This is a genomic window from Paenibacillus sp. J2R1T-4 (assembly GCF_059692235.1).
Window position 1 is genome coordinate 635,864 of record NZ_JCAUBA010000002.1, and the last position, 21,855, is coordinate 657,718.

Annotated in this window: 17 protein-coding genes and 3 pseudogenes; 5 read left to right on the top strand and 15 right to left on the bottom strand. The window is 43.2% G+C overall.

Annotation, left to right across the window (positions count from 1 at the left end; translation table 11 throughout):
- Window positions 1-467 precede the first annotated feature (467 nt).
- The 4 genes from mraY to AC58QD_RS06570 all read right to left on the bottom strand — a co-directional run bounded on the left by mraY (window position 468) and on the right by AC58QD_RS06570 (window position 4,481).
- Window positions 468-1,427, bottom strand: a complete 960-nt coding sequence (mraY, locus tag AC58QD_RS06555; RefSeq protein WP_497331244.1) for a phospho-N-acetylmuramoyl-pentapeptide-transferase — start codon at window positions 1,425-1,427, stop codon at window positions 468-470.
- Between the two features lie 370 nt (window positions 1,428-1,797).
- A complete protein-coding gene (locus AC58QD_RS06560; RefSeq protein WP_497331246.1) occupies window positions 1,798-2,694 on the bottom strand; it encodes an RCC1 domain-containing protein in 897 nt (298 codons plus the stop codon).
- A 903-nt stretch (window positions 2,695-3,597) separates the two neighbouring features.
- Window positions 3,598-4,239, bottom strand: coding sequence for an HAD family hydrolase (locus AC58QD_RS06565; protein WP_497331248.1), 642 nt, complete (start codon window positions 4,237-4,239; stop codon window positions 3,598-3,600).
- Window positions 4,240-4,358: 119 nt separating this feature from the next.
- On the bottom strand, window positions 4,359-4,481 hold the full coding sequence (locus AC58QD_RS06570; RefSeq protein ID WP_497331250.1) for a hypothetical protein: 123 nt from the start codon (window positions 4,479-4,481) through the stop codon (window positions 4,359-4,361).
- Between the two features lie 977 nt (window positions 4,482-5,458).
- Here AC58QD_RS06570 and AC58QD_RS06575 point away from each other — a divergent pair.
- Both AC58QD_RS06575 and AC58QD_RS06580 read left to right on the top strand, forming a co-directional pair.
- Entirely contained in the window at window positions 5,459-6,700 is a 1,242-nt protein-coding gene (locus AC58QD_RS06575; protein ID WP_497331252.1) for a hypothetical protein, read from the top strand.
- Window positions 6,701-6,731: 31 nt separating this feature from the next.
- Entirely contained in the window at window positions 6,732-7,073 is a 342-nt protein-coding gene (locus AC58QD_RS06580) for a hypothetical protein (RefSeq protein ID WP_497331254.1), read from the top strand.
- Between the two features lie 236 nt (window positions 7,074-7,309).
- On the opposite strand, the gene AC58QD_RS06585 is transcribed toward AC58QD_RS06580, so the two are convergent.
- The 10 genes and pseudogenes from AC58QD_RS06585 to AC58QD_RS06630 all read right to left on the bottom strand — a co-directional run bounded on the left by AC58QD_RS06585 (window position 7,310) and on the right by AC58QD_RS06630 (window position 18,466).
- Window positions 7,310-7,879, bottom strand: coding sequence for a dihydrofolate reductase family protein (locus AC58QD_RS06585; protein ID WP_497331256.1), 570 nt, complete (start codon window positions 7,877-7,879; stop codon window positions 7,310-7,312).
- Window positions 7,880-8,870: 991 nt separating this feature from the next.
- Window positions 8,871-9,230 (bottom strand): annotated as a pseudogene (locus AC58QD_RS06590) (response regulator); the annotation flags it as partial.
- Between the two features lie 147 nt (window positions 9,231-9,377).
- Window positions 9,378-9,572, bottom strand: a pseudogene (locus tag AC58QD_RS06595) (MerR family transcriptional regulator); the annotation flags it as partial.
- Between the two features lie 472 nt (window positions 9,573-10,044).
- On the bottom strand, window positions 10,045-10,500 hold the full coding sequence (locus AC58QD_RS06600; protein WP_497331258.1) for a DinB family protein: 456 nt from the start codon (window positions 10,498-10,500) through the stop codon (window positions 10,045-10,047).
- A 309-nt stretch (window positions 10,501-10,809) separates the two neighbouring features.
- On the bottom strand, window positions 10,810-11,217 hold the full coding sequence (locus tag AC58QD_RS06605; RefSeq protein ID WP_497331260.1) for a dihydrofolate reductase family protein: 408 nt from the start codon (window positions 11,215-11,217) through the stop codon (window positions 10,810-10,812).
- Between the two features lie 290 nt (window positions 11,218-11,507).
- On the bottom strand, window positions 11,508-12,254 hold the full coding sequence (map, locus tag AC58QD_RS06610) for a type I methionyl aminopeptidase (protein ID WP_497331261.1): 747 nt from the start codon (window positions 12,252-12,254) through the stop codon (window positions 11,508-11,510).
- Between the two features lie 1,107 nt (window positions 12,255-13,361).
- Window positions 13,362-15,044, bottom strand: coding sequence for a P-loop domain-containing protein (locus AC58QD_RS06615; RefSeq protein ID WP_497331263.1), 1,683 nt, complete (start codon window positions 15,042-15,044; stop codon window positions 13,362-13,364).
- Between the two features lie 719 nt (window positions 15,045-15,763).
- Window positions 15,764-16,453 carry a hypothetical protein gene (locus tag AC58QD_RS06620; protein WP_497331265.1) on the bottom strand — a complete coding sequence of 230 codons (690 nt, stop codon included), beginning with the start codon at window positions 16,451-16,453 and terminating at the stop codon, window positions 15,764-15,766.
- Window positions 16,454-16,773: 320 nt separating this feature from the next.
- The gene (locus tag AC58QD_RS06625; protein ID WP_497331268.1) at window positions 16,774-17,715 is read right to left on the bottom strand and encodes an NAD-dependent epimerase/dehydratase family protein; all 942 of its coding nucleotides are present in this window, start codon (window positions 17,713-17,715) and stop codon (window positions 16,774-16,776) included.
- Between the two features lie 255 nt (window positions 17,716-17,970).
- Window positions 17,971-18,466: pseudogene (locus tag AC58QD_RS06630) on the bottom strand (hypothetical protein).
- Between the two features lie 283 nt (window positions 18,467-18,749).
- On the opposite strand from AC58QD_RS06630, the gene AC58QD_RS06635 reads away from it, so the two are divergent.
- Both AC58QD_RS06635 and AC58QD_RS06640 read left to right on the top strand, forming a co-directional pair.
- Window positions 18,750-18,956 (top strand): helix-turn-helix transcriptional regulator, encoded by a 207-nt coding sequence (locus tag AC58QD_RS06635; protein ID WP_497331270.1) that lies wholly within the window; start codon window positions 18,750-18,752, stop codon window positions 18,954-18,956.
- Window positions 18,953-19,384, top strand: coding sequence for a hypothetical protein (locus tag AC58QD_RS06640; protein WP_497331271.1), 432 nt, complete (start codon window positions 18,953-18,955; stop codon window positions 19,382-19,384). The genes AC58QD_RS06635 and AC58QD_RS06640 overlap by 4 nt, the downstream gene beginning before the upstream one ends.
- 493 nt (window positions 19,385-19,877) lie before the next feature.
- On the opposite strand, the gene AC58QD_RS06645 is transcribed toward AC58QD_RS06640, so the two are convergent.
- Window positions 19,878-21,029 carry an aminotransferase-like domain-containing protein gene (locus AC58QD_RS06645; protein WP_497331273.1) on the bottom strand — a complete coding sequence of 384 codons (1,152 nt, stop codon included), beginning with the start codon at window positions 21,027-21,029 and terminating at the stop codon, window positions 19,878-19,880.
- A 66-nt stretch (window positions 21,030-21,095) separates the two neighbouring features.
- Here AC58QD_RS06645 and AC58QD_RS06650 point away from each other — a divergent pair, with 66 nt between their 5' ends.
- Entirely contained in the window at window positions 21,096-21,800 is a 705-nt protein-coding gene (locus AC58QD_RS06650; RefSeq protein ID WP_497331409.1) for a dihydrodipicolinate synthase family protein, read from the top strand.
- The last annotated feature ends 55 nt before the right edge of the window (window positions 21,801-21,855 follow it).

Genomic DNA, 21,855 nt, shown 5'->3' on the forward strand with positions numbered 1-21,855 from the left:
CGGCATTGCAAGTGTGCGTTTTGCTTCTATGATTTCTGCTTCATTGCAGCTGACGATCACATCGGCGAACCGGCTGCAGCTTGCGTTGCTCGAAGGAATTGAATCTTAACTCCAATACTCTTTTCGCTGAACACGTTAAACTCTGAAAGTCAAAAAGACCCGAAGCAGTGCCTCAGATCCGTGCTATAACTTATATTTAGCGGCAAAAGCTTTCGTTCCCTACCCCAGCCTGTGCCAGAGCAGTTTCCAAACCAGCTGCAAACGCTGGCTGAACGACTTTGTTCGACCCAGCGGCTACAGCATGAGCAAGCTGATGTTATCGTCAGTCCGCCGGTCCATTTACTTTGACATCAGCGCTTCGACAATTTTTTTGACTCATCGACTGTCTTATCCGTGGATTACTTGATATCATCCGCATCAGTAAGGGATTTGCCCAATCCGAACGGGACTTAGATGCTTTACATTTATTATTCTGAAAACATAAATTTCCATAATAACAAACATATCAAAGTAGATACCCATGAAATGAAGCCAAATATCATAACAATTTTGTTTTCACTCCAACCATATTTCAGGCTAAAATGATAGTGGATAGGTGCCATACGAAAAATACGAAGTTTGGTTTTTTTATAGTACCAAACCTGTAAAATAACGGATAGTTGTTCAGATAAATATATAAAAAATAAGATGGGAATTAATATCTCAACTTTTTCAATTATAGCCATAAAAGCTAAAGAACCACCAATAGCCAAAGAACCAGTATCACCCATAAAGGCTCTAGCAGGATATATATTATAGAAAAACAATCCTAATAAACAACCAATCATTACCAATGAGAATGTTTGAACGCCTATTTTGTCAGAAATTATAAAGAAGAAAAAATATGTTGGAATAGCTGCAGAAATAAGTAAACCATCTAATCCATCGGTAAAATTAATCGCATTTGCTGAACCGACAATAAAGAGCACCATTATTATTAAGTAAAATAGAAAGGGAAGTTTTAATGAATAATCACCAAATATTGTTATGTTCGGACTAAGGGAATATGTACTAATCAGATACCAAAGGAGTACACCAGTAAAAGTAAACTGAAGGACTAGCTTTGTTTTTCCTGAAACACCAGAAGGGTCTTGAAAATAAGCCTTTTTAAAATCATCAATAAATCCTATTATGCTGAATAAGATGAAGGTGGTATTAAGGAATAATGTTAATGGGTCTGGTCTGGTCAGAGTGGTTACTAATATGCCTGTTAAAAGTACAAGACCCGCCATTAACGGAGTTCCACGTTTGGCTTGATGGTCAGGAGGTAATTCCGCTCTAATTGGTTGGGTAAGTTTTAACGTCCGTAGTCCCCAAATAAGAATGGGACATAAAAGTGCGACCATAAAAAAGGAAAGTGTGGAAATACCTAAGGTTGATTGCAGCATGATTATCCCCTATCGTTTTTTGTACAGGCGTAGGATATTATACATTAATTTATTGGACAAATATTCCTGTAGAGGATTTTTAATTTTTTCAGTCCTCCTTTTAATATTCGTTTTACAACTCTTACGGCTTTCTCGCAATAACTTAATGTTACATGAAAAATATGAATAAAAAAAAGAGAAACTTCAAAGAAATATCTTTCCTATTTTATTGACGACTTTCTCTCAATCCCGAAACTATACCATGATTCCTACACGTTCTCAGAGCTTAAGAAAAGCATCATCGTTTGATGATGCTTAGTTAGTCGCTTGATTGTGCCTTAAATGCTCTCATCTCCTAAATAGCTGTGTATTTTACTATTAATATTGAAAATTAATTTCCAGGCAGTTGGATGCCGCGCCAGCCACTTACATTGCATTGGCCATATTCATTATCACCCACAGCAATCACCGTGCCGTCCGATTTAAGCCCTACGGTATGGGCACAACCCGCCGCAATCGCCACAATATCGCGCCAATCACTTACATTACATTGGCCATGCCTATTCCAACCCACAGCCGCCACAGTACCGTCCGATTTAAGGCCGATGGTATGATTACTACCCACCGCTATCGCCACAATACCGCGCCAGCCGCTTACATCGCATTGGTCATGTTTATTCAAACCCACAGCCGTCACCGTACCGTCCGATTTAAGACCGATTGTATGAAGATAACCCGCCGAGACCGCCACAATCTCGCACCAGCCGCTTACGTTGCATTGACGATACTGATTATTACCCACTGCCGTCACCGTGCCGTCCAATTTAAGACCGATGGTATGCCAGTCACCCGCCGAGACCTCCACAATATCATGCCAGCCGCTTACATTGCATTCACCTTCATTATTTCGTCCCACTGCTACCACCGTACCATCCGATTTAAGCCCAATGGTACGACGCCACCCCGCCGCAACCGCTACAATATCGCGCCAGTCGTTTACATCGCATTGGTCATACTTATTCCAACCCATAGCCGCCACAGTACTGTCAGATTTAAGACCGATTGTATGAGCATTACCCGTGTTCGTCGCCATATGAACATTACCAGCAGCGACCGCTACAATATCGCGCCAGCCGCTTACATCACATTGGCCATATTTATTATCACCCACAGCTGTCACCGTGCCGTCAGATTTAAGCCCAGCGGTATGACGACGACCTGCCGCTATGGTATCTTTAGGCCACCGTTTCACCTTTAACATCGCTTCTTTCGGTGAAATGTAATCCATGTTTTACCTCCTTGAAAACAAGACCTATTTTTTTATACGTTTCATCGTAGTCAACTACACTGCGAGAGTTGTACGTTCCATTAAGAAATATTACCACGAACTGTCTTTCTTGGGTTTTGTTAACCTCCCGTTAACGTAGCGAAGCTGCCGATCTTTCCCTGCGGTAGCTTCGTCAAACTGCTATTAAGTGAATCCGGTATTCTTCTTCAGTTTTTAAGCCATTTGCATAGACTACACAATCTACGTAAGTCTCAAAAATTAAGGTTACATGACTATTTTTGAGACTTTATTATTCTGTGAGGCTGAGCATCAGTGGAATACCACCACGTTAATCTGCCCGATAGCTTAACAGGCTGCCAATGCCTGCAGCCTAATGTCGTTGAGCTATAGTGATCGGTTAGCAGAATGATCTATTATGTAACACTGTGATAATTTCGTTAGTTAGGAGGTCAACATTTCCGTCAACGACGAGGTCACAATCTTTTCTAACATTAGCGTTTACTATTGAATACGAGTCTCTACTAACATGAAGATATTGATCGACAAAGCTAAATCAAATCCGATTTCAGCTCTAGGTTGTTCTCCCTGAATCCAGCAATGGAAGCCACAAGTTCCAATAAGCTCAGCATCACTCTTACTAAAAATCCCCCAGCGGCAACCGGTATCTTCTATGTGATTACAGGTGTATTTGTGTCAATTTCCAAGTCCTGAAAGATCCCTATAGTAAATATTTTCCTCATCCCATATCTTTCATAGTCGGGACGGTCACACTTTAATCCAACCCGAACATGCCGTGGTACCCAGCAGCCAAGCTCCACGTTCCACGGGCATCACGTGAGTCCGCGCCGCTCGCACTGCTCTTCACTTTTAAAGTGAGTATGGGACACGCTGGCGAATGCTCTCTCAGGTTACATTCAGGATAATGTCCTTTAGTTCAATCAGAGTCTTGATTCGATAGCTGGCCTGTGAGAAGTCATGTGTTTTTGTGAAGTCGTTATGGACAATAGCACAGTCGATACCAGCCGCCACGGCTGAGTTCAACCCTCTGTTTGAATCCTCTACAACCAGGGTCTCTTCTTTGGTAGCTCCGAAGCGCTTTAGGCCTGTCAAGTATGGTTCCGGGTGCGGCTTGGTGCGCTCGTAGTCTTCGCGAACAAGGACGAATTCCATGAATTGTCTAATCTGGCGCTTTTCATGAATAAGTTGAAAATCCGCACGTTTTGCAGTCGTCACGATGGCCATGCGGACGTACTTTGACAGTTCGGCTAGAGTTTCAACTACGCCTTCAATCTCTATGGCTTCTGTTCTTAGATATTCCTGATAATAGACGTTGCGGACCTCACGTTGCTTGCTGATGGTCTGTTCATCAATACCTGCCGCCCTAGCTTGGGACCAAGTGCCCAATGACTGGGTCATGTCGCGGAGGTATTGATCTTTATCCAAGGTAAATCCAATGTCAGCCAGAGCGCGTTCTCCCGCTTTGTAATACCAGAATTCAGTATCAACCAGAACACCATCATGATCGAAGAGTATGTACTTTTTCATTGTTTCGTTCTCCTTTGTCAGCTGCGGCAACCATGCGTGCCATCACGCGCCGTTGATCACCCATAAGTAGACGGGCCACTGATACCGTTAACCTTTAATGTGATACATTCATTAACAAGTTATATGCCAATCCATCCGTCATAGATTTGTCTGTTCTTATTGTTATGAAGCACCAGACTCTTCTTGAAGGTTGCTTTCCATTCGGCATCAAAGTCAGGGTCCAGCTTATTGGCAGTTTGCAATGCAGCCGCTTCATCTATTACTCTGCCGTTTCTTGCACACTGTAAATTGTAGCACTAGCTTAGCCCCGCAGGGAGTATTTGCAATTGTAAGCGAAGCTGCCGATTTTTTTTCCGCCCTATCTTCGCCGTGTTGTTTTCTTGAGCACACGTTCCTCGTTAACGGAGTGACCTAGAGATCTTATATTCAAGAATATAAATACCCCTCAGTTCGGTTGCCAATAAATACAAATTCTATCCAATACTCCAATATCCTGCCCAGCAGCTCTATGACGAAGTGAAGTTACTGCATTCCCTCTTCAACGTCACAGATTTACCCCTTGCTATTATTTCAATGACGTTTCTGTCGGGAATGAGATAATGTTCTTGTCAATTTCGGGAATGGGATAAAGTTCTTGTCACGGAAAATTGACAGGAACTTTAACCCATTAAACTAAAAAGCCGCGGTTTACGCGGCAATTAATGAGATAATATACTTGTCACCCAACAGTATTTTTTCGGCAATGGGGTATTATTAGGAAAAATCGAGGTGTCCTTATATGTCCTTAGAACCACTTTTCGATCAGAATTCTAGTAATTGCCGCCACTAGGCGGCTTCTTATTTTTAATCCTTATGATAGAAAACACATTCAAAGCCCGCCGCACTTAAAGACGATTGTCAGAGGACAGAAGAAAAGAACTATGTGTTAGATGAGGCAGCGCACTAAGATAAAAGGCAGGATACTCCTTCTGCCTTCCGTTCCAGGGCTTCCCAAAACCTCATTTTTCGAACTGTAGAACTTACCAATAATACAATACTTATCCAGAACGTGAATTAAGTCCTTTTTTCGAAAAGCGACTTCCCGTACATTTACCCCAAGAAAAAAACAGGGAATTTCCATTCTTTGGCGAATAAATAAAGTGGAGTCGGAACTGCCGACCGACATTCGCCTATGTTGGCGATCTGCAAGACGTACGCTTCTGATGAGGAGGTGAATGGCTTGAAAAGCTATGTCCTTGCGCTTTCGCTTTCTATATGCATAATCTCCATCGTATTCGCCGGGGAATGCTCAGCTGCCGCTAAGGAACCGTCTGCTTCCTCCTCTTTGCTTGGTGGGCTTGCAGGCATATTGCATAACGTGACGGATACCTTGCCCCCGATTACCGATACGGTGGAAAAAACGCTGAAGCCCGCAGTGGAGCCGGTGTTAAACACAGTGACGGAAACGGTAAAGCCGATCACGGAAACGGTTGGAGCAACGTTGATGCCCGTAGTGGAGCCCGTGTTAAGCACAGTGACGGATACGGTAAAGCCGATCACGGAAACGGTTGGAGCAACGCTGAAGCCCGTAGTAGAACCCGTGGTAAATACAGTGACGGAAACGGTTGGATCGACATTGAAGCCCGTAGTGGAACCCGTGCTAAACACAGTGACGGAAACGGTTGGAGCAACGCTGAAGCCCGTAGTAGAACCCGTGGTAAATACAGTGACGGAAACGGTTGGATCGACATTGAAGCCCGTAGTGGAACCTGTGCTAAACACAGTGACGGAAACGGTTGGAGCAATGCTGAAGCCAGCGGTGGATCCCGTGGTAAACATCCTGACGGAAACGCTGGCTCCCGAAACTGACTACCTACAATCCGCGTTGCCGTCCGTCGTGCAGCCCTTGGTCCCAGTCGCTGCAATTCCTGCAGCTCCAGCAACACCAGCAACACCAGAACCTAGTGCGCCTCCAAAAGAGGCCCATTCCCATACAAATTCTCAGCCCCAGCAAGTCGTGGCGGCTGCCAAACCATTAATCGAACCTGTTCCTGAGACTGATTCATCTGCTGTACATAATGAAAATGAACCGCCGTCGCCAACACAGACACCACAACAAAAGAAGCCGGCAGACGTGCTGTCCAACGCTGGTCCTGAAACAGACCCGATCCCAGAGCAAACGCCTCCGAATCGGATTCACCTGCTGCCTCTAGAGGAGTCCTCGAATACCAATCCGGCTCCGCCATATTCGGACATGCCGGAGGCGGTCATTCAAAGCACGCCGTCCTGCGCCGGTCCTGGGAAATTGTCAGGAAGTGCAGCCGGTCTTCAAGCTGCCGGAGTCCTGAATGAGGAATGGGATACCACTCTACAAGCCCAGATCCTAATGTGGGTCAGGGAGAGCAAACGGATTAAAAAATGGTCGAATGCTCCACCCGGACGCCCGCCAATGGCCTCCTTGGTCTCGATAACCAACATGTAAGACCAATCGAGAACAAAGGAGTGTCAATAGCATGCATAGCACTAAATCTTGGATTCCCTTAACAACTAACGATAAAATGTTGATTGTGAACTGCTTGGTGTTGTGGTCAAGGAAAATCAATAACCGATACGAATCTCAGATGTATAGAAAGCTTGCCAAAAAAACGGTGTATGCGGAAGGTTATGTTGGACTGGACGGTCAGGAGCTCACAATGATGGCTTACGCCTTGAAACAAGAGGCAGATTGCTGCGGCAATGATCAATTCGCCCGAATGTACCGGCTCATGGCTCAGGACCTTGTTCAAGTAAAGAAAAAGTTTCACAGCGAAGCGTATGAGGAGTTAGCCGCCCGTTACTTTTTTCCAAAAGAATAATCGCCGCAACCATGTCCATTCCGTGAAAGTTTCAAAAGTACCCCAATAATAATGTTTGGTCCCTTTAGATTTGAATATAGAAAACGGCGGCAGCCTTGGACTTATTTTCCTCAAGTCCAAGGCTGCCGCCTGTTGACGGATGACAAGAACATATATCCATTGCCACCAATCCAGCATGCCGGCAGCCTCGTCCTGGATTCAACTATCGTGTCCCTTTAGCGGAACACCTTGTACGGCTATTTCTCCAGCTCATAGCGGGCCGCGATAATGCCCGACTTGAGCGTTCTGCTGGACAGCAGCTTGAGCCTGATTTTCTCGCCGCCGCCGTCGAATACCGATTTTCCGCCGCCCAGGACGACCGGACAAATTGTAAGCAGGAATTCGTCGATCAGGCCGAGCTTAAGCAGCGTCTTCGCCGCTCCCGGGCTGCCGAAGATAACGAGATTTTTGCCGGGCTGCTCCTTGAGTACCTTGATCTCCTCTGCGATATTGTCCTTGATCAGCATCGTATTGTTCCATTCCACCTTGTCCATCGTGCCGGAAATGACGATCTTCTTAACATCCTGCAGCCATTTGGCATGCTCCATACCGTGCCTCGACGCATTCGGATTGTCCAGCACCGTGGGCCAGTAGCTCTGCATCATGCGATACGTCGTGCGTCCGTAAACGGGAGCTCCGACTTCGGCTACGATCTCCTCGGCGTATTTCTCTAATTCCTCATTGTACGGAATCCAATCGAGTCCTCCATTCGAATCCGACGCATACCCGTCCAGCGACACATGCATGAACAATACGAGTTTTCTCATGTCCGTTTCTCCTCCGATTTCGAATTTATTTTGTTCGATTTTATTGGCCGTTGGCCCGCGTTTCATCCTGCTGTTACGTTCATTATAAATCATTACGTTACGTAAGGTTCAAGTGGAAATCTGAATTTTTTGCAACGAAACTGCCGATACATGCCGGCTACCTCGTCCTAGTCCTTATTGACCTATTGTACTCGTTAATGAAGTAAAGGAAATATTCTTTATTATTATCACCAATGAAATGAATACCTTTTAGAAGGTCAAACTGTGAAATCTCTTCTTTACTTAAACCCCTAGCATCAAAAATAGCTTCACCAGAAATAATTATCGTGCCCTTATCGGTAGATTCATAGGATCGTCTATAAATCGGAATAATCCCTTGTGTAGTCTTTTGTCGGTTGTTGTTGACAAGAAATTGATGTCATAAATGACAAGAACTTTATCCCATTCGATAACAGTGACATAACCGCAATGAGGCTACCGACAGCGGATCGGTACACCAAAAGCCGTTGGTGCTGCAGCTACCAGCTTCAACAAAAAGGACCGGCGCTGATGGACCCGGACGCTCCCTTACCCGGCGGGCGGCGTCGGCGCGGTAACTGCTGGCTAGCGCGCGCCCCCTGGAAGCAAGTCGGCATAAAAAAGAGCAGCTGCTTTTATCAGACTGCTCCCTCCATTGAACTATCGTGTCCCGTTAGGTGAATCAATGTAATCATACTTGTTCATATTTATGAATATTTCATCGCATTAGCTGTAAGCTCGCTTTCGGCAATAAAAAAGAATAATTGCGGTTCTAGGCAGGAGATATTTGTTCCAAGTTCCTTAATTCACCACAGAAATCAGTCCATTCAGGACTATCCAAACTAACCCCTTTATTACAAAGTTCAATTAAATCATTAATCAATTCTTGCGTTAGAGTTCCTCCTATACTTTTCAGGTGGTTATCCTCCAAAATAGACGCAACAGACGAAAATTCGTCCTGGAGAGCACTCTCAAGCGTGAAGTGAATTATTTCAAGAAGATTTTCCGCTCTAAATGGTTTTACTACAAAGTGGCTTGCCCCCGCCTGTAAGCTCTCAAGTGTTGTGAGGAGTTGACCTTTAGCGGAGCACATCACAATTTTGGAATTTCCATCCATTCCCTTGATCATTTTAGCCACTTGTATGCCATCTATCCCAGGTAAGCCGATGTCCAAAATGACAACGTTTGGTTTAAGTTCGTCATATCTAGCTATTCCTTCTTCTCCACTGGACGCCTCTCCAACGACTGATAGACCCTGTTTTTCAAGAATATCCTTCAATACATGACGCATAAATGCAGCATCATCAATAATTAGTACTTTCTTCTTATTCATTGTTACCTCTCCCTTCAGATTCTTGATACGTTTGCTAAGCTTTTCAATTGTTTGTTCTATATGGGAACGGTCGGTGGTTAGTTGCTGAAGTCTTGAATTGAAAGCACTTTGAAGTCGTTCTGTGCTTGTGCAATAAAGCAATTCTTTAATTGCGTCCAAACTAAAACCGAATTGCTTCAGATCCATAATTGTTATGATATCGTTGACTTGTTCTGCAGAGTAGTATCGGTAACGGCTAAATGTATCAATATGGTAAGGTTTCACTAATCCGATTTCATCGTAATAACGAAGCGCATCTATGGATATTTTTACAATTTTAGATAGTTCCCCAATTGAGTACATCTTCTCCCCTCCTGTTCCAAGTAATCGGTAACTAAACTCATCTTAATCCCTAGGGTAACTCCAGAGTCAATATGAACACTAAAATTTTATTCCTATACTAGGTACAAGACGTCCAGGTCAGCCTTATCAATTCCACTTTAACCTGCTCGTTAGCTTAACGCTTAATCTCAGTCGGGAATGAGATTAAGTTCTTGTCAAATTCGGGAATGGGATGAAGTTCTTGTCATTTGAATTTGACAAGAACTTTATCCCATAAAACAAAAAAGCCGCGGTTTACGCGGCAATTAATGGGACAATGTTCTTGTCACCCGACAGATGTCGGATGACAAGAATCTGTACCCGATGATTGACAAGAATCTGTCCAATTTTGGGCGATCTTCCTGTGCCGGCTGCCGTAAGTCGTGACTTAACTATAGTTCTCCGTTAGGTCAATACCAATCCCATTCCGAGTGATGGTGATTATTAGGCCCCGTTAGAGCCTCGCGAACGTGATGTAATCGACTTGGACGGGCTCTGCCGATTCGATCCGAAGTCCCCGGTTGATCTGTCCCCGGTGATATTGCCCATGTAAGAGGATCTGCGACAGGATGTCCCGGACGGACGTTCGGAACGGAACCCCGCTCTGGTTCGCATAGTCGACCATCTCGTCCAACTCGGATTCCTCGAGCTTTTCGATATAGACGCGATATTGCTCGGCGTTCTCTTCGAACATCGTCCGGATCGCCGTCAGGTCTTCCGCTTCCTCCCACAACGAATATTGCGCGCTGCCCTTGCCCTGCAATCGGGACAACCAGACTCGTTCCGCGACCGCGATGTGCCGAACCAGCTTCAGAAGGTCCTTGTTCTTCGTCTCACTCTCCTCGAGCGCGTCCAAGATGCGTCCGTCCGCCCAGTACAGGTGGTCCATCATGCGCTTGATCGTCTTCATTTCGGTTTCCCCCTCTTCGTCTCATCGATTACTTGAACCTATGTCTCCCGTTAGTTTAAAAATGGAAGCCGCTCATAACTTCCGGCTTCCGTAGTTTCACTTGATTATAGTAAGCCCGAAGGCGTATCTCCTGGATTTCACTCTCTAGTGTCGCGGTCAGACGATCACGCGGTAGTGAAGATGAACAACGCCGCATTGGAAGCGGCGCTCACCGAGCAGCTCTAGCCGCATACGGAGGTTGTCCGGCAATGCTCGCTTCCCTCCACCCAAGACAATCGGATTAAGAAGCAGATGACACTCGTCGATCAGTCACGCGCTCATCGCCTGCCCAGCAAGCTCGGGGCCGTTAATCGTAATGTCGGCAACTGAAGACTCCTTCAGCCTCCGGATCGCATCAGGATCGAATTCGCGCTCGATCCTAGTCCTGGCGCTTGAAACCGCCTCAAGCGTCCGGGAATACACGATTTTCTCAGCCGCTCGCCAGATCTGCGCGAAATCCCGTATTACCTCCGGTTGATCGCCGCTGTCGCTCGCCGTCTCCCAGTACACCATCGACTCATATATTCGACGCCCATATAGGTAGGTGCCAATCGCCCGCTCGAAGTCAGTCCAGAACGCATACATCTCGTTATCGGAGATCGTCCAATCAATATTGCCTTGCTCGTCCTCAATGTAACCGTCCAAAGATACGTTAGTAGCGTAGATTAGTTTAGCCATTTCAATAACGCCCTCCAAATTATTAGTTTCCAACGAGACCAAGGCCTGCCCCTCTGAATTTGAACAAAGAAACATCCACTTTTATATTAACACATATTGGAAGTATTCTGCCCTTTAGCTAAACGCTTAATCTCTGTCGGGAATGAGATAAAGTTCTTGTCAAATTCGGGAATGGGATAAAGTTCTTGTCATTTGAATTTGACAAGAACTTTATCCCATAGAACAAAAAAGCCGCGGTTTACGCGGCAATTAATGGGACAATGTTCTTGTCACCCGACAATTATGATGGTCTATACTGCAGTCACGATTATTGGCTGATTCTTTGTAACTATTATGGTATGCTCATGTTGTGCCACAAAGCTATTGTCGGGTACACATAAAGTCCATCCATCCGTTTGCTCAACGACATACCCTGCACCTGTAGATAAAAAGGGCTCGATTGTAATTACCAAGCCTTCTTTCAATACCCGTTTATCGTGCTTGTTATAGACGGGTAGAATCTCTTTTGGGGTCTCGTGCAGAGATTTTCCAATACCGTGGCTACACAGATTCTTAATTACATTATAGCCGCCTTTTTTAGCCTCGATTTCAATAATCCTTCCGATTTCGTTCAATTTTACTCCATGCTTAAGTGAAGAGATTACTTTCATCATTGTATTGTGTGTGTATTGACACAGACGCATTAATGAGGGCTCGTATTGAGGTATCGGAAAAGAATGTCCCGCATCCGCATAATAGCCCCCCAATTCTGCAGAAACATCGATGTTTATTAAATCGCCCGGTTGAATTATTCGATTTCCAGGTATTCCGTGGGCAACTTCGTGGTTAATACTAATACATGTGTTGCCAGGGAAATTGTAAGTTGTCTTAGGTGCCGGCACAGCCCCATGCCTTTTCAAAAACTGCCCACCAATATCATCCAGTTCCTTCGTCGTAATTCCTACACGTGCGTGACGTTTCATTTCACTAATCGTCAATGCAACGATTTTGCCAATTTCCTTCAGAGCATCAATATCGTTTTGTGATCCTATTGTCATAAAAGCCCCTCCATTTTCCATATGAATTTAATTTAACACAAAATAGAATATTCAATTATTGTAGCAATTAGGAAAGTATCGTCAACGAAACTTGTAAATTGTTATTGCATTGTATTTTGTACATATGTATGTAAAACGATGAAATACCGTGACCTATATGGATGATGCCGCAGTTCTTCTATTTAGTCATTCCTCTTCTGAATCTCCTTTTATTTTACCATATCCTATTTCATATAATAACTGCCCATTTGTTAAGCGAATTAGGAAGCTAATCAGAAAAAGCGATGGACTGTATCTATCGCTTTCCACTCGTTCCTCGTTAGACGCAAAACAAGCGATGGATCGAATTCATCACTGAGCTTTCGTTCTGCGTTAGCGTAACCCCTTTAATGGTTCCGTTGGGTGAAAGTGCATAAAAAAGACCTCTGTTAAGATGTCAATATTGTGGATTGATCTTATTTCTCCACATTTTGTATAGCCCTACAACTAAAATTCCATAGGCAATCAGGTCTATAATAGTAGGAAATAATGAAAACCAACTAACAAATTCTCCAATAGTCATCCCCATCGGAGGACGGTTGTTGCTTTTATTAAGTGAATCAATGTATTTATTAAGTAACGGTGAGTAAAAGTAAGATGAAATCTTATGCACAATTAGGATAAGAAAGAAGTAAAATCCCGCTGTGAATGAATGTTTTCTACATTGCACAAGTCCTAAGAACAAAAAGGCGAGAAATAAAACAGTCAGTAAAATGTATACTAAGACTAACAACATTAAATTAACACCTCCCTTTATAACAATATTTTATTATACCAGATTATCCCATTTTTGTGTCATAAATTGTGACTCTCCCTCAGTTGGCTATCCTGCCATTTAGCTTAACAGGGGTAGCGTCAAGAAGTTTGTGTTTTATTCAATTGTTTCGATTCCAAACGCAGAGAAGATTGTGAAAGATGCTCTTGAAAGTTTTATGAGCAAATTTACAATGCCATTCGTATGTGCTTAGTACCGACTTCCCGTCCCTTGATTTCCTTCTTTATCACGGACACGGCCCCGCTCAATATTGAGCGGGGCCTTTGTTTAGGTTAGCGCACTTCAACCCGTCCCTAATTGGATAAACCTATATTTATGTCGTAATTATCAGCGGGCTCATGCTGAATAAAATTCAAATGTTTCATTCGGTTTATGACAGAAAATACTTCATTAATTCTTGGTAATTCAAGCCATCTTTCGAAACCAGGAAAAAAGGAAGAAAATACAATATCCACTCCTTCTCTCTCCATATCTTCGAGAGCTTTTTTGATCTTTTCATGAAGAAAGATGAGGCGATCCTGATTACTTATAGCGATTTTTCGAATTAAAAAGGCAATAGCTGCAAGCTGGGCGTGTGATGTGATATTGTAAAGCCCTCTGATATCAATTTGTTCATCACCTATCATCATGTATCCCATGGTTGAAACCATCAACTTTTCTGTACCACTGCCCTGTGGATAGCTCGAAAAGTGATCGGTGGTTATTTTTCTTTCTATCTCCCATTTTGTAAGGGGGATACGTTCGCGTGGTTTGTCGTGTTCACATAATTTTTTTGCTTCCTGGGTTACGTTTTTTGGCACAAAATTGTCCATCAGGATGATTTGATCGGCAACGGATAAAAATTCACTGCTACCTCCAATTACAAGAACGGAAGATACGCCAACAGCCTCATAAAGCTCCCTGACACGTTCCGTAAAAGGTGTAATGGGTTCATGCTTGATTAATGAACGCATTTTGATGTCTTGAATCATAAAATTCGTCGCACTTCTGTCTTCATCAATAAGAAGAAGCTTACACCCGACGTTGATTGCCTCCATAATATTTGCGGCTTGAGATGTGGAACCTGAGGCGTAGTCAGTCGAAAACTGTTGAGCCGAACTATTCGGTATCCATTTTATGAAAGGCGTAATATTGATATTTTTTATGGAACGGCCTTCCTCTGCACATATTTCCATTGCACTTTGATCGGTTATCACAAATTCTCGTCCGTCGCCTATGCTGTGATTGTAAATCCCCGAATTTAGTGCATCCAGCAATGTGCTTTTACCCGAATAACCACCGCCGGTGATGACCGTCACACCATGTTTTATTCCCATTCCTCGCAAACCACAAATTTCAACTTCAACATCTTCCGGGGATGTAAAAGGCAAAGCACCCTCCAGGGGCCCGCTGTTGTCTTTATTTCTTGGCAAAATGCTGCCATTCGCAATAAACGCACAATAATCACTGGATTTCAGCCATTCGCGAATCATATTTTGTTTCTTTGCCCATTCATAGGCAGCATTTAATTTGATGAGATCAAACTTGGCAATAAACTTCTCCACTTTTTTTGGAAGCATTTTGCAGAGCATGCGCATAGCTTTATCATTATTCTTGAATGGAAGTTGAACTGTAATCATTAAGCATAGATACCATTTTTCCCAGATGACTTCGACAAAGGATGCATTACGTTGCAACACCACATTCGTTGGACGAAAACAATAATAAGCACCATTTTCTTTATCAGGACGTGACCGATTATAAATCAATTCATTTAATGCTTCAATATGATCAACCCATTCTCTTAATGCAAAATCGGAGAGAACAACTTGATCCATATTTTCATCTAAGCCGAGACGGTCAAAAGGTATTTTTATGGTGATACATGGTTTATCCAATGTGAGTTTATGTGTCCGTTCAATGTAATAGGCAACATCATTATTCCAATAGGCTGTATCTTCATAAATAAAACTGTAAGATGACTGTCCGGATTGCAATGAGCGAAAATTTTGTTCTAGTCTTTTAATAAAGCATCATCCTTTCATATTTGGAAAGCGGTGAATAAAGGGAAACCATGCCGAAGTTGAAACGATATCTCAAAAAGGGGGCCCCTTATCCATTGGAACAAGGTAACGACGAAAAGTATCGAACCCTAATCTCCAGGAATGAGCCTGCTCAAACATAAACCGGCACTGTTTGAAATTTTCCGCGAAAAATGAATTCCATCCTAAGCAATTCAAGTTCAATTCATATTCCCCCTAATAGAGTTCAGATCAATTTGTAAGACAAACGATTAATTCCTAACCATTTCAAAATAAAACCACTATTGTTGCCTTGACCAACCTTTTGTCCTAAAAAAATAACAGCCACTCCGTAAGTGGCTGTCATAGATCGGCAAGAAAGCTTAAACGTTCCTTCTGCCTAAATATAAAAGCTCTGAGAGTGAATCCTACCCTCAGAGCCTAATGTATTCGTAAAAAAAAAACTAAAAAGCAATATGAGGATAAGACGTATATTTTTTTGTTTTCATTGTCCTCACCTCGTTACGATTTATTTTTACAGCAACAGAATCATAACATTAAGATCATCCACAATATAGGGAAAGATTAATTATAAATAACTCAACCCTGAAATAGGTAAAAGAATATATCGCGATAGCTATTCCACTAAACTCCCAATAATCCAACATACAGAGAATTAGCGTAATGCCGCCCTGCTACTTAGACATGAGAACACTGGCGACATCGCGCGAATCGTCAAACGATTTTATGGCAACTTTCGTCCCTTCGCCATTAAGTGCCTCAATCTCGTAAGGAGCATCTGCTGATGATGGTAGTACAACATACCAGAGCCTCTGCCCTACCCTATTTTCGATCAACTTGGCATTATACTTTCCTGCATCATCACTAGCTGTGATGCTTGTAATGGTCGAGTTGGTTATTTGTCCGAAAACAATTGGGAATGGCCCGTGTACACCTTTAAACTTCGGCATACTCATATAATTTAGTGCCTCATCCGAATCCGATCCGCTCGATAAACCGTATCCTCCTCCCATAACCCATTTCCAACCCAGCCACGTTTTACGAACAAATTCAATCTGTAGATTTGTACTACCTTCCTTCTGTTCGTCTCGTTTGAGGAAAAGTAGGACTCCTCCGTCGACGGATTCCCGGTGAATCACCTGCATCGAAGTGTTACGGAACTTCTGAACCGCTTCTTCCGGCGTTCGCCCAGTAGGAATGCTTAATGTTCCTGAGTATCCGGTCGCGCGCGAAAACAGCCTATCTGCGATCCCCCTCGGGACTTCATATGCATAGACAGAAGCAACAATTAAGACAAGACATATCAGTACTGCTCCAGACCATCTGAGCCATAACCCCCGTCTTGTTCGCTTTCTTGAACGCATACCAACCGCCTCCTTTGGGACCAACCAATATCCTTATTAAAATTTTACCTTTTATATTTATTCTGTAGTTATGTACAACTTATTTATTAGTCCTGAAATACCTACGTTATAATGCCCGTTAGCGCAGCGAGGCTACCGATCCATGCCGGCAGCCTCGTTCTGATTGATTATTCATCGTACTCTAAACAGAAGGTGCCCCACACGTGCTGACTAAGTCTAAGTCGTTGTAGGATTTCATAGCTCTGTTAAACAACTGCCTGCGTATGGAGTCTTCCTTTTATCTGACAGACTCAACATAAGCTTTATCCTTAAGTTTCTTGTCACGCTTTTGCACGATTCTTCCATTCATCTACTACATCGGTAATTCCAGATTGAATCGTCGGATATAGATAGGTAAACCCGGCTTTCTTTAATTTCTCATTTGAGAAATTAGTATGGGATGTAGCATATTCGGTTAATACTGGCCCAAGAAGCAACCGACACAACCAGGAAGGAACATATCGCTTTTTCTCCGGCACTCTAAGCGCTTTCGCAGCGAGTGTCGTAATATCTCCGCTCCTGATCGTCTCTTCGTCTACGAGAATATAGCTCTCCCCGGATTGCCCTGCTTCCAACAAGAATAGAAATGCTCTAGCGCAATCTTGGACATGGATGGGAGAAAATAATGGATTATGACCCATCAGACCAATAACCGGCTTACTTTTCGCAAGCGGCTCCAGAAACAACTGAGGGAACCAGGAATCAGCTCCATACACTTGTCCGGGAAAAGCCGAAACAATCGGAATTCCTTTGTTGACATACTGCGGTAGGATTTCAACAGAAGGCGAGATATAGGGCCCCCAGCCTTTAGGCTGAGAGCGGAACGTTTCGGTTACCCTCTCCCCGTCACCAGCGTCACCAAAATAACTGGTGCCCGCAATATAAATCAGCTTTTTCAGCCGTTCCTCGTTGACATTGTCCAGCAGTCGAACGGTCATGTCGTAATGCCCTTTTTGATAGTTTTGGGCAACCTTCGTAGTGACCTTTTTCCCCCAAGTAGGCGGTGCAGCCAAGTGAATTACATATTCAGCGTTTGCCAATTCCCTTTGCCAGTCACCATCTTCCATCAGGTCGCCCATCAAAGCTTTGGCGCCTTTACGCTGTAATTCCTTCGCTTTCGCCGCATCTCTTGTCAACACCGTAACTTGATAGCCTTGCTGGAGAGCGACATCAACCGTTTTGCTTCCGATATACCCAGTGCCGCCTGTAATAAAAATTGACACACTTGCATCCACCTTTCAATAAATGTCAATATTTACTATACTATAACTCCTTCAAGAACGGTGTAAAAATATCGAGGTTGCCGATCCACTATGCCGGCAGCCTAGTTCCAATTGTTTTGTTCAGCTATCGTCTCCCGTTACTTCAACAATCGTCTCACATTGATGTTCGCCGCCACATTCTTTGGTGGTTAATTCCTATACTCAGATTGATGTTTGTTTTTTAATAGATAGCGGTCGAATGCTTATACTGTACTCTTATAGTCTTCTTGCTTTGAATACAAAAGTTACAGGAAGCATCTTTGCTTTTTTTGCAAAATCGCTATTCCGTGATTGTATAATTTCGTCATCAGATTGCTCAATCATTTGCTCAATTACAAATCCCGCTTTGGCCAACGCATTCACATAAGTTGATAGTTTACGATCCGATAATGCTAGTACTCCTTCATCTAGAGATACCAAATACCAAGATTCATCGAAATAACGCTTTGCGTTCCCCCAAATATTGCAAAGAATGACCGCTTCCACACCCTATTTCCAGCATCTTTTTTCCTGAGACATCGCCAAAAAGCTGGCAATTTTCTTCTGAGACAAATGCTCCGTAAAAAGGAAGTGCGGTTGCTCCTAAAACATCATTCCTTTTGTATCCCAAAATAAACTGTTTGTTTCATGAATAACACTCTTATCCATGTCGACCGAGATGGCGCCAAACTCGCCACCGCCTATTTGTTCTAGAAACAGAATTTTTGTCCATGCAGACACCATCCCCAAAACTGTTGGGGAAACTTATTTCGATGGTGTCGCAAAAACTATCCTCGTTTATCCCTTTGACGAGGCACTTTACCTCACGTAGCTTTTTGTAGTGTTCAAGCGGTTTATCGGTATTGAAAAGCCGAATAAAACCCGGACGAATGACAATATCATCCCCTCTGGAATTTAAAAGCTTTATCAAAATGGAAAGTACGCTTTACATTGCTTGCCTTGCACGATATACTTTCCTTATGGAAAGCTAACTTTCCATAAGGAAGGTGAACGCATTGAACAACCGTTTAGAAGAAATCCGCAAGCAACGCGGAATTAACCAAGAAGAATTAGCAACGGCTCTTGAAGTGTCAAGGCAAACTATCGGTTCGCTGGAAAACGGACGTTATAACCCATCGATCCTTTTAGCGTTCAAGATTGCTCGTTTTTTCGGTATGAATATCGAAGAAATCTTTATTTATGAGGAGGATGAAAATGTATGAAAAAAACTATTTCGTCTTATTTTCTTACCGTTGTAGGTGTAGGACTACTAGCAGGTGGTCTGTACTTCATCAAAACAATTGAAGATCCACAAGGTATGCTGCGAGCGTTGCCTTATATCTGTGTTGGGCTTGGCTGTGGTATTTTCGGTCACGGTATGGGAGAAATAATCGTCCAAAGAGCTATGAAGAAGGATCCCGCCGCAGCAAAGCAGCTAGAGATTGACAAGAAAGATGAGCGTAATTTGGCAATCGCTAATCGGGCAAAAGCGAAAGCATATGACATGATGGTTTTTGTGCTTGGAGCCTTAATTACAGCAATTGCCTTGATGGCAATAGATTTAATAGTGGTATTGCTATTGGTTTTTGCCTATCTGTTTATCCTTGGATATTGCTCTTATTACCGTTTGAAGTACTATAAAGAGATGTAATAAAATTCAAGAACTTCTTTAGGAGTAATCGAAAGGTTGCTCCTTTTTCATGCCATTTTTGAGAAGGTGATCTTATATGGCGGACAATTTCGACCTGAAAATTGGTGCTGAGGGTTTTTCGCACATTCATTTTTCCAACCACGACATCAATACCATGCACTCCAAATGTAATGCGCTCAAATCGAAATGCCGTATGTGAACAACCTAAAACACAAAGTCAAAATAGTTCCAGATAACTGCCCGTTACTTCAGCGAACAAAAGGGATCAGCTAACTGCACTGCAATTAGCTGATCCCTTTGCAAGTAACGTTCTCCGTTAGACTTCAAATTGAAGTCCGCCAGGTCCCTTTTCTAACACAACCGTTTTTTCTCTGTTTCTTCATTAATAATTTTGGTCATTTCCGGTAAATCGGTGGAAATCGTTTGAACCCGGGTTGATATTAAAAGGAGCAGTCTTTAACCAATTACAGAAAAAATAAGAATCTGTCTGTAATCACAACCGAAAGAATGGCTTAGGGGAACTGCTTGTGTATTTGGAACGCTCCAGTTCTTCGGAAATGATGCGGATGCCCTCTTCAATATCTTGCTCATCGGTCCGAATGATGCTAAGGCGCAGCAAGTTAAGCTTAGGGAAAGAAGAAAGGAATTGCTTATCAGTTTCCAGTACATCAACGCCACGATTCTCCAATCGCTTGACCAAATCTTCTGTATGAATGGATTCCGGAAGGTGTATTGAAGCGAAGAGCCCTCCGCAAGATTGGATGGTATATAAACACTCTTTTGGCAATAATCGCTGTGAAATTTCTCTTAGATGTTTAATGCGATGATTGTATACGGATTTCATTTGCTTCGCATGATGAGCATACATTCCGGACTTCATATAAATCTCAAGCACACCCTGAGAAAGCACTGAGGTGCTCAGATCCGCCGTATGTTTATGCCATTGGAGTAAAGGAATAAGCGAATCTGGTACTACGGCCGCGGCAAGCCTTAATCCGGGCAGCATCACTTTGGAAAAACTTCTGAGATAAATGACATGACTGGCTCCATTATAAGCGTGAATAGGATCTGCTTTACTGTTTTTTTCCAAATCAGCAAGATAATCATCCTCAACGATGTAAACGTCATTGGCTTTGGCGAGTTCTGCCAGTCGCTGTTTGTCTTCCGCTGTGTAAGAAGTACCTAACGGATTATGGAATCGCGGTATTGTATAAAAAAACTTGATCATATTACTTTGAAAATGGCGCTCCAAAATTGCCCAATCAATTCCTTTAGGAGTTCTTTCGATGCCGATTACGGTTTGTCTTTGTGTCTTAAGCGCAGCCAGCATTCCCCAGTAGGTAGGCTGTTCAACCAAAATGTTAGTTTTTCCGTTTGGGAAAGGCATCCCGGCTAGAAGATGAAGAGCTTGTTGAGCGCCTGAAAATACAAAAACTTGCTCTGCCGAAGGGAAAACCTGTTGCTTCTGAAAAAGCTTTACGATCTCCTTGCGAAGAGAAAGCAAACCCTGTGGATCGGGATAAGTGAAAATGGACGTCTCAAATAATTCCATCGCTTTGTTCAAGCATTGACGAAAGTCGATTTGGGGTATCGACGCGGGATCGGGAGCCGCTGATGCAAAATCGATTCGTTTTGTTTGCAGCAACGGAAGAAGCGCTTCTTTGGCTACGACAAAATAACCACTCTTCGGACGTGAATAAAAGGAAACGGAATCGACTCTTTGTTTGTTTCAGGTTCAACAGGGGAACAGCATTCATTGAGCATCGAGGAACGACTGCATATTATTAACTATTTTAATCAGAAGCATTTTCTGGACGTAGAATTGATTTTTGGCGTTGCATCCATCAGAACCCGAGACGGGGTGAGATTGATCCAGGCACTTGAAGAATCGGTCTTTGATATAGTCATGATCGGATTCCCTCCTTACATTAAACCGACCCAGCAACAAGCCATTTTGTATGTGGATGAGTTGCTCTCACACACAACCAAAGATGTAATTCTTTACAACAATCCTTCCCGGACAGGTTTTGATTTGAGTCTGGGAGCTTTGCACGATTTAATAAGAAGACATAAAAACATCTTGGGTTTTAAAGAAGCAGGAGACGTTCGTCGTCATAAAGACTCATTATTTCCTGAATCGTTTGTTCGGTTCACAGCTGGTGATGAAAACCTAGTTTGCAATATTGTATTAGGTGGATGTAATGGCTTGTCCAGTATGGTCGGAAATGTGTTTCCTAAAGAAATCAAGCAAACCTTTGATGCACTTTTGGAGAACAGAACCTTAAATGTTGAAGAAATCGGCAAGATCATTACCCAAGTCACAAACGGTCAGACCATTATGAATATAAAAGAATATTACAACCAATTGGGAATGGGGACCGGTGGCTGCCGTTCACCTCTGGGGGCCGCAAGATAACCGATATAAAGCTAAGCCGAGACTTGAAGTCTGATCGGAAAGAACAGCAAGCCCC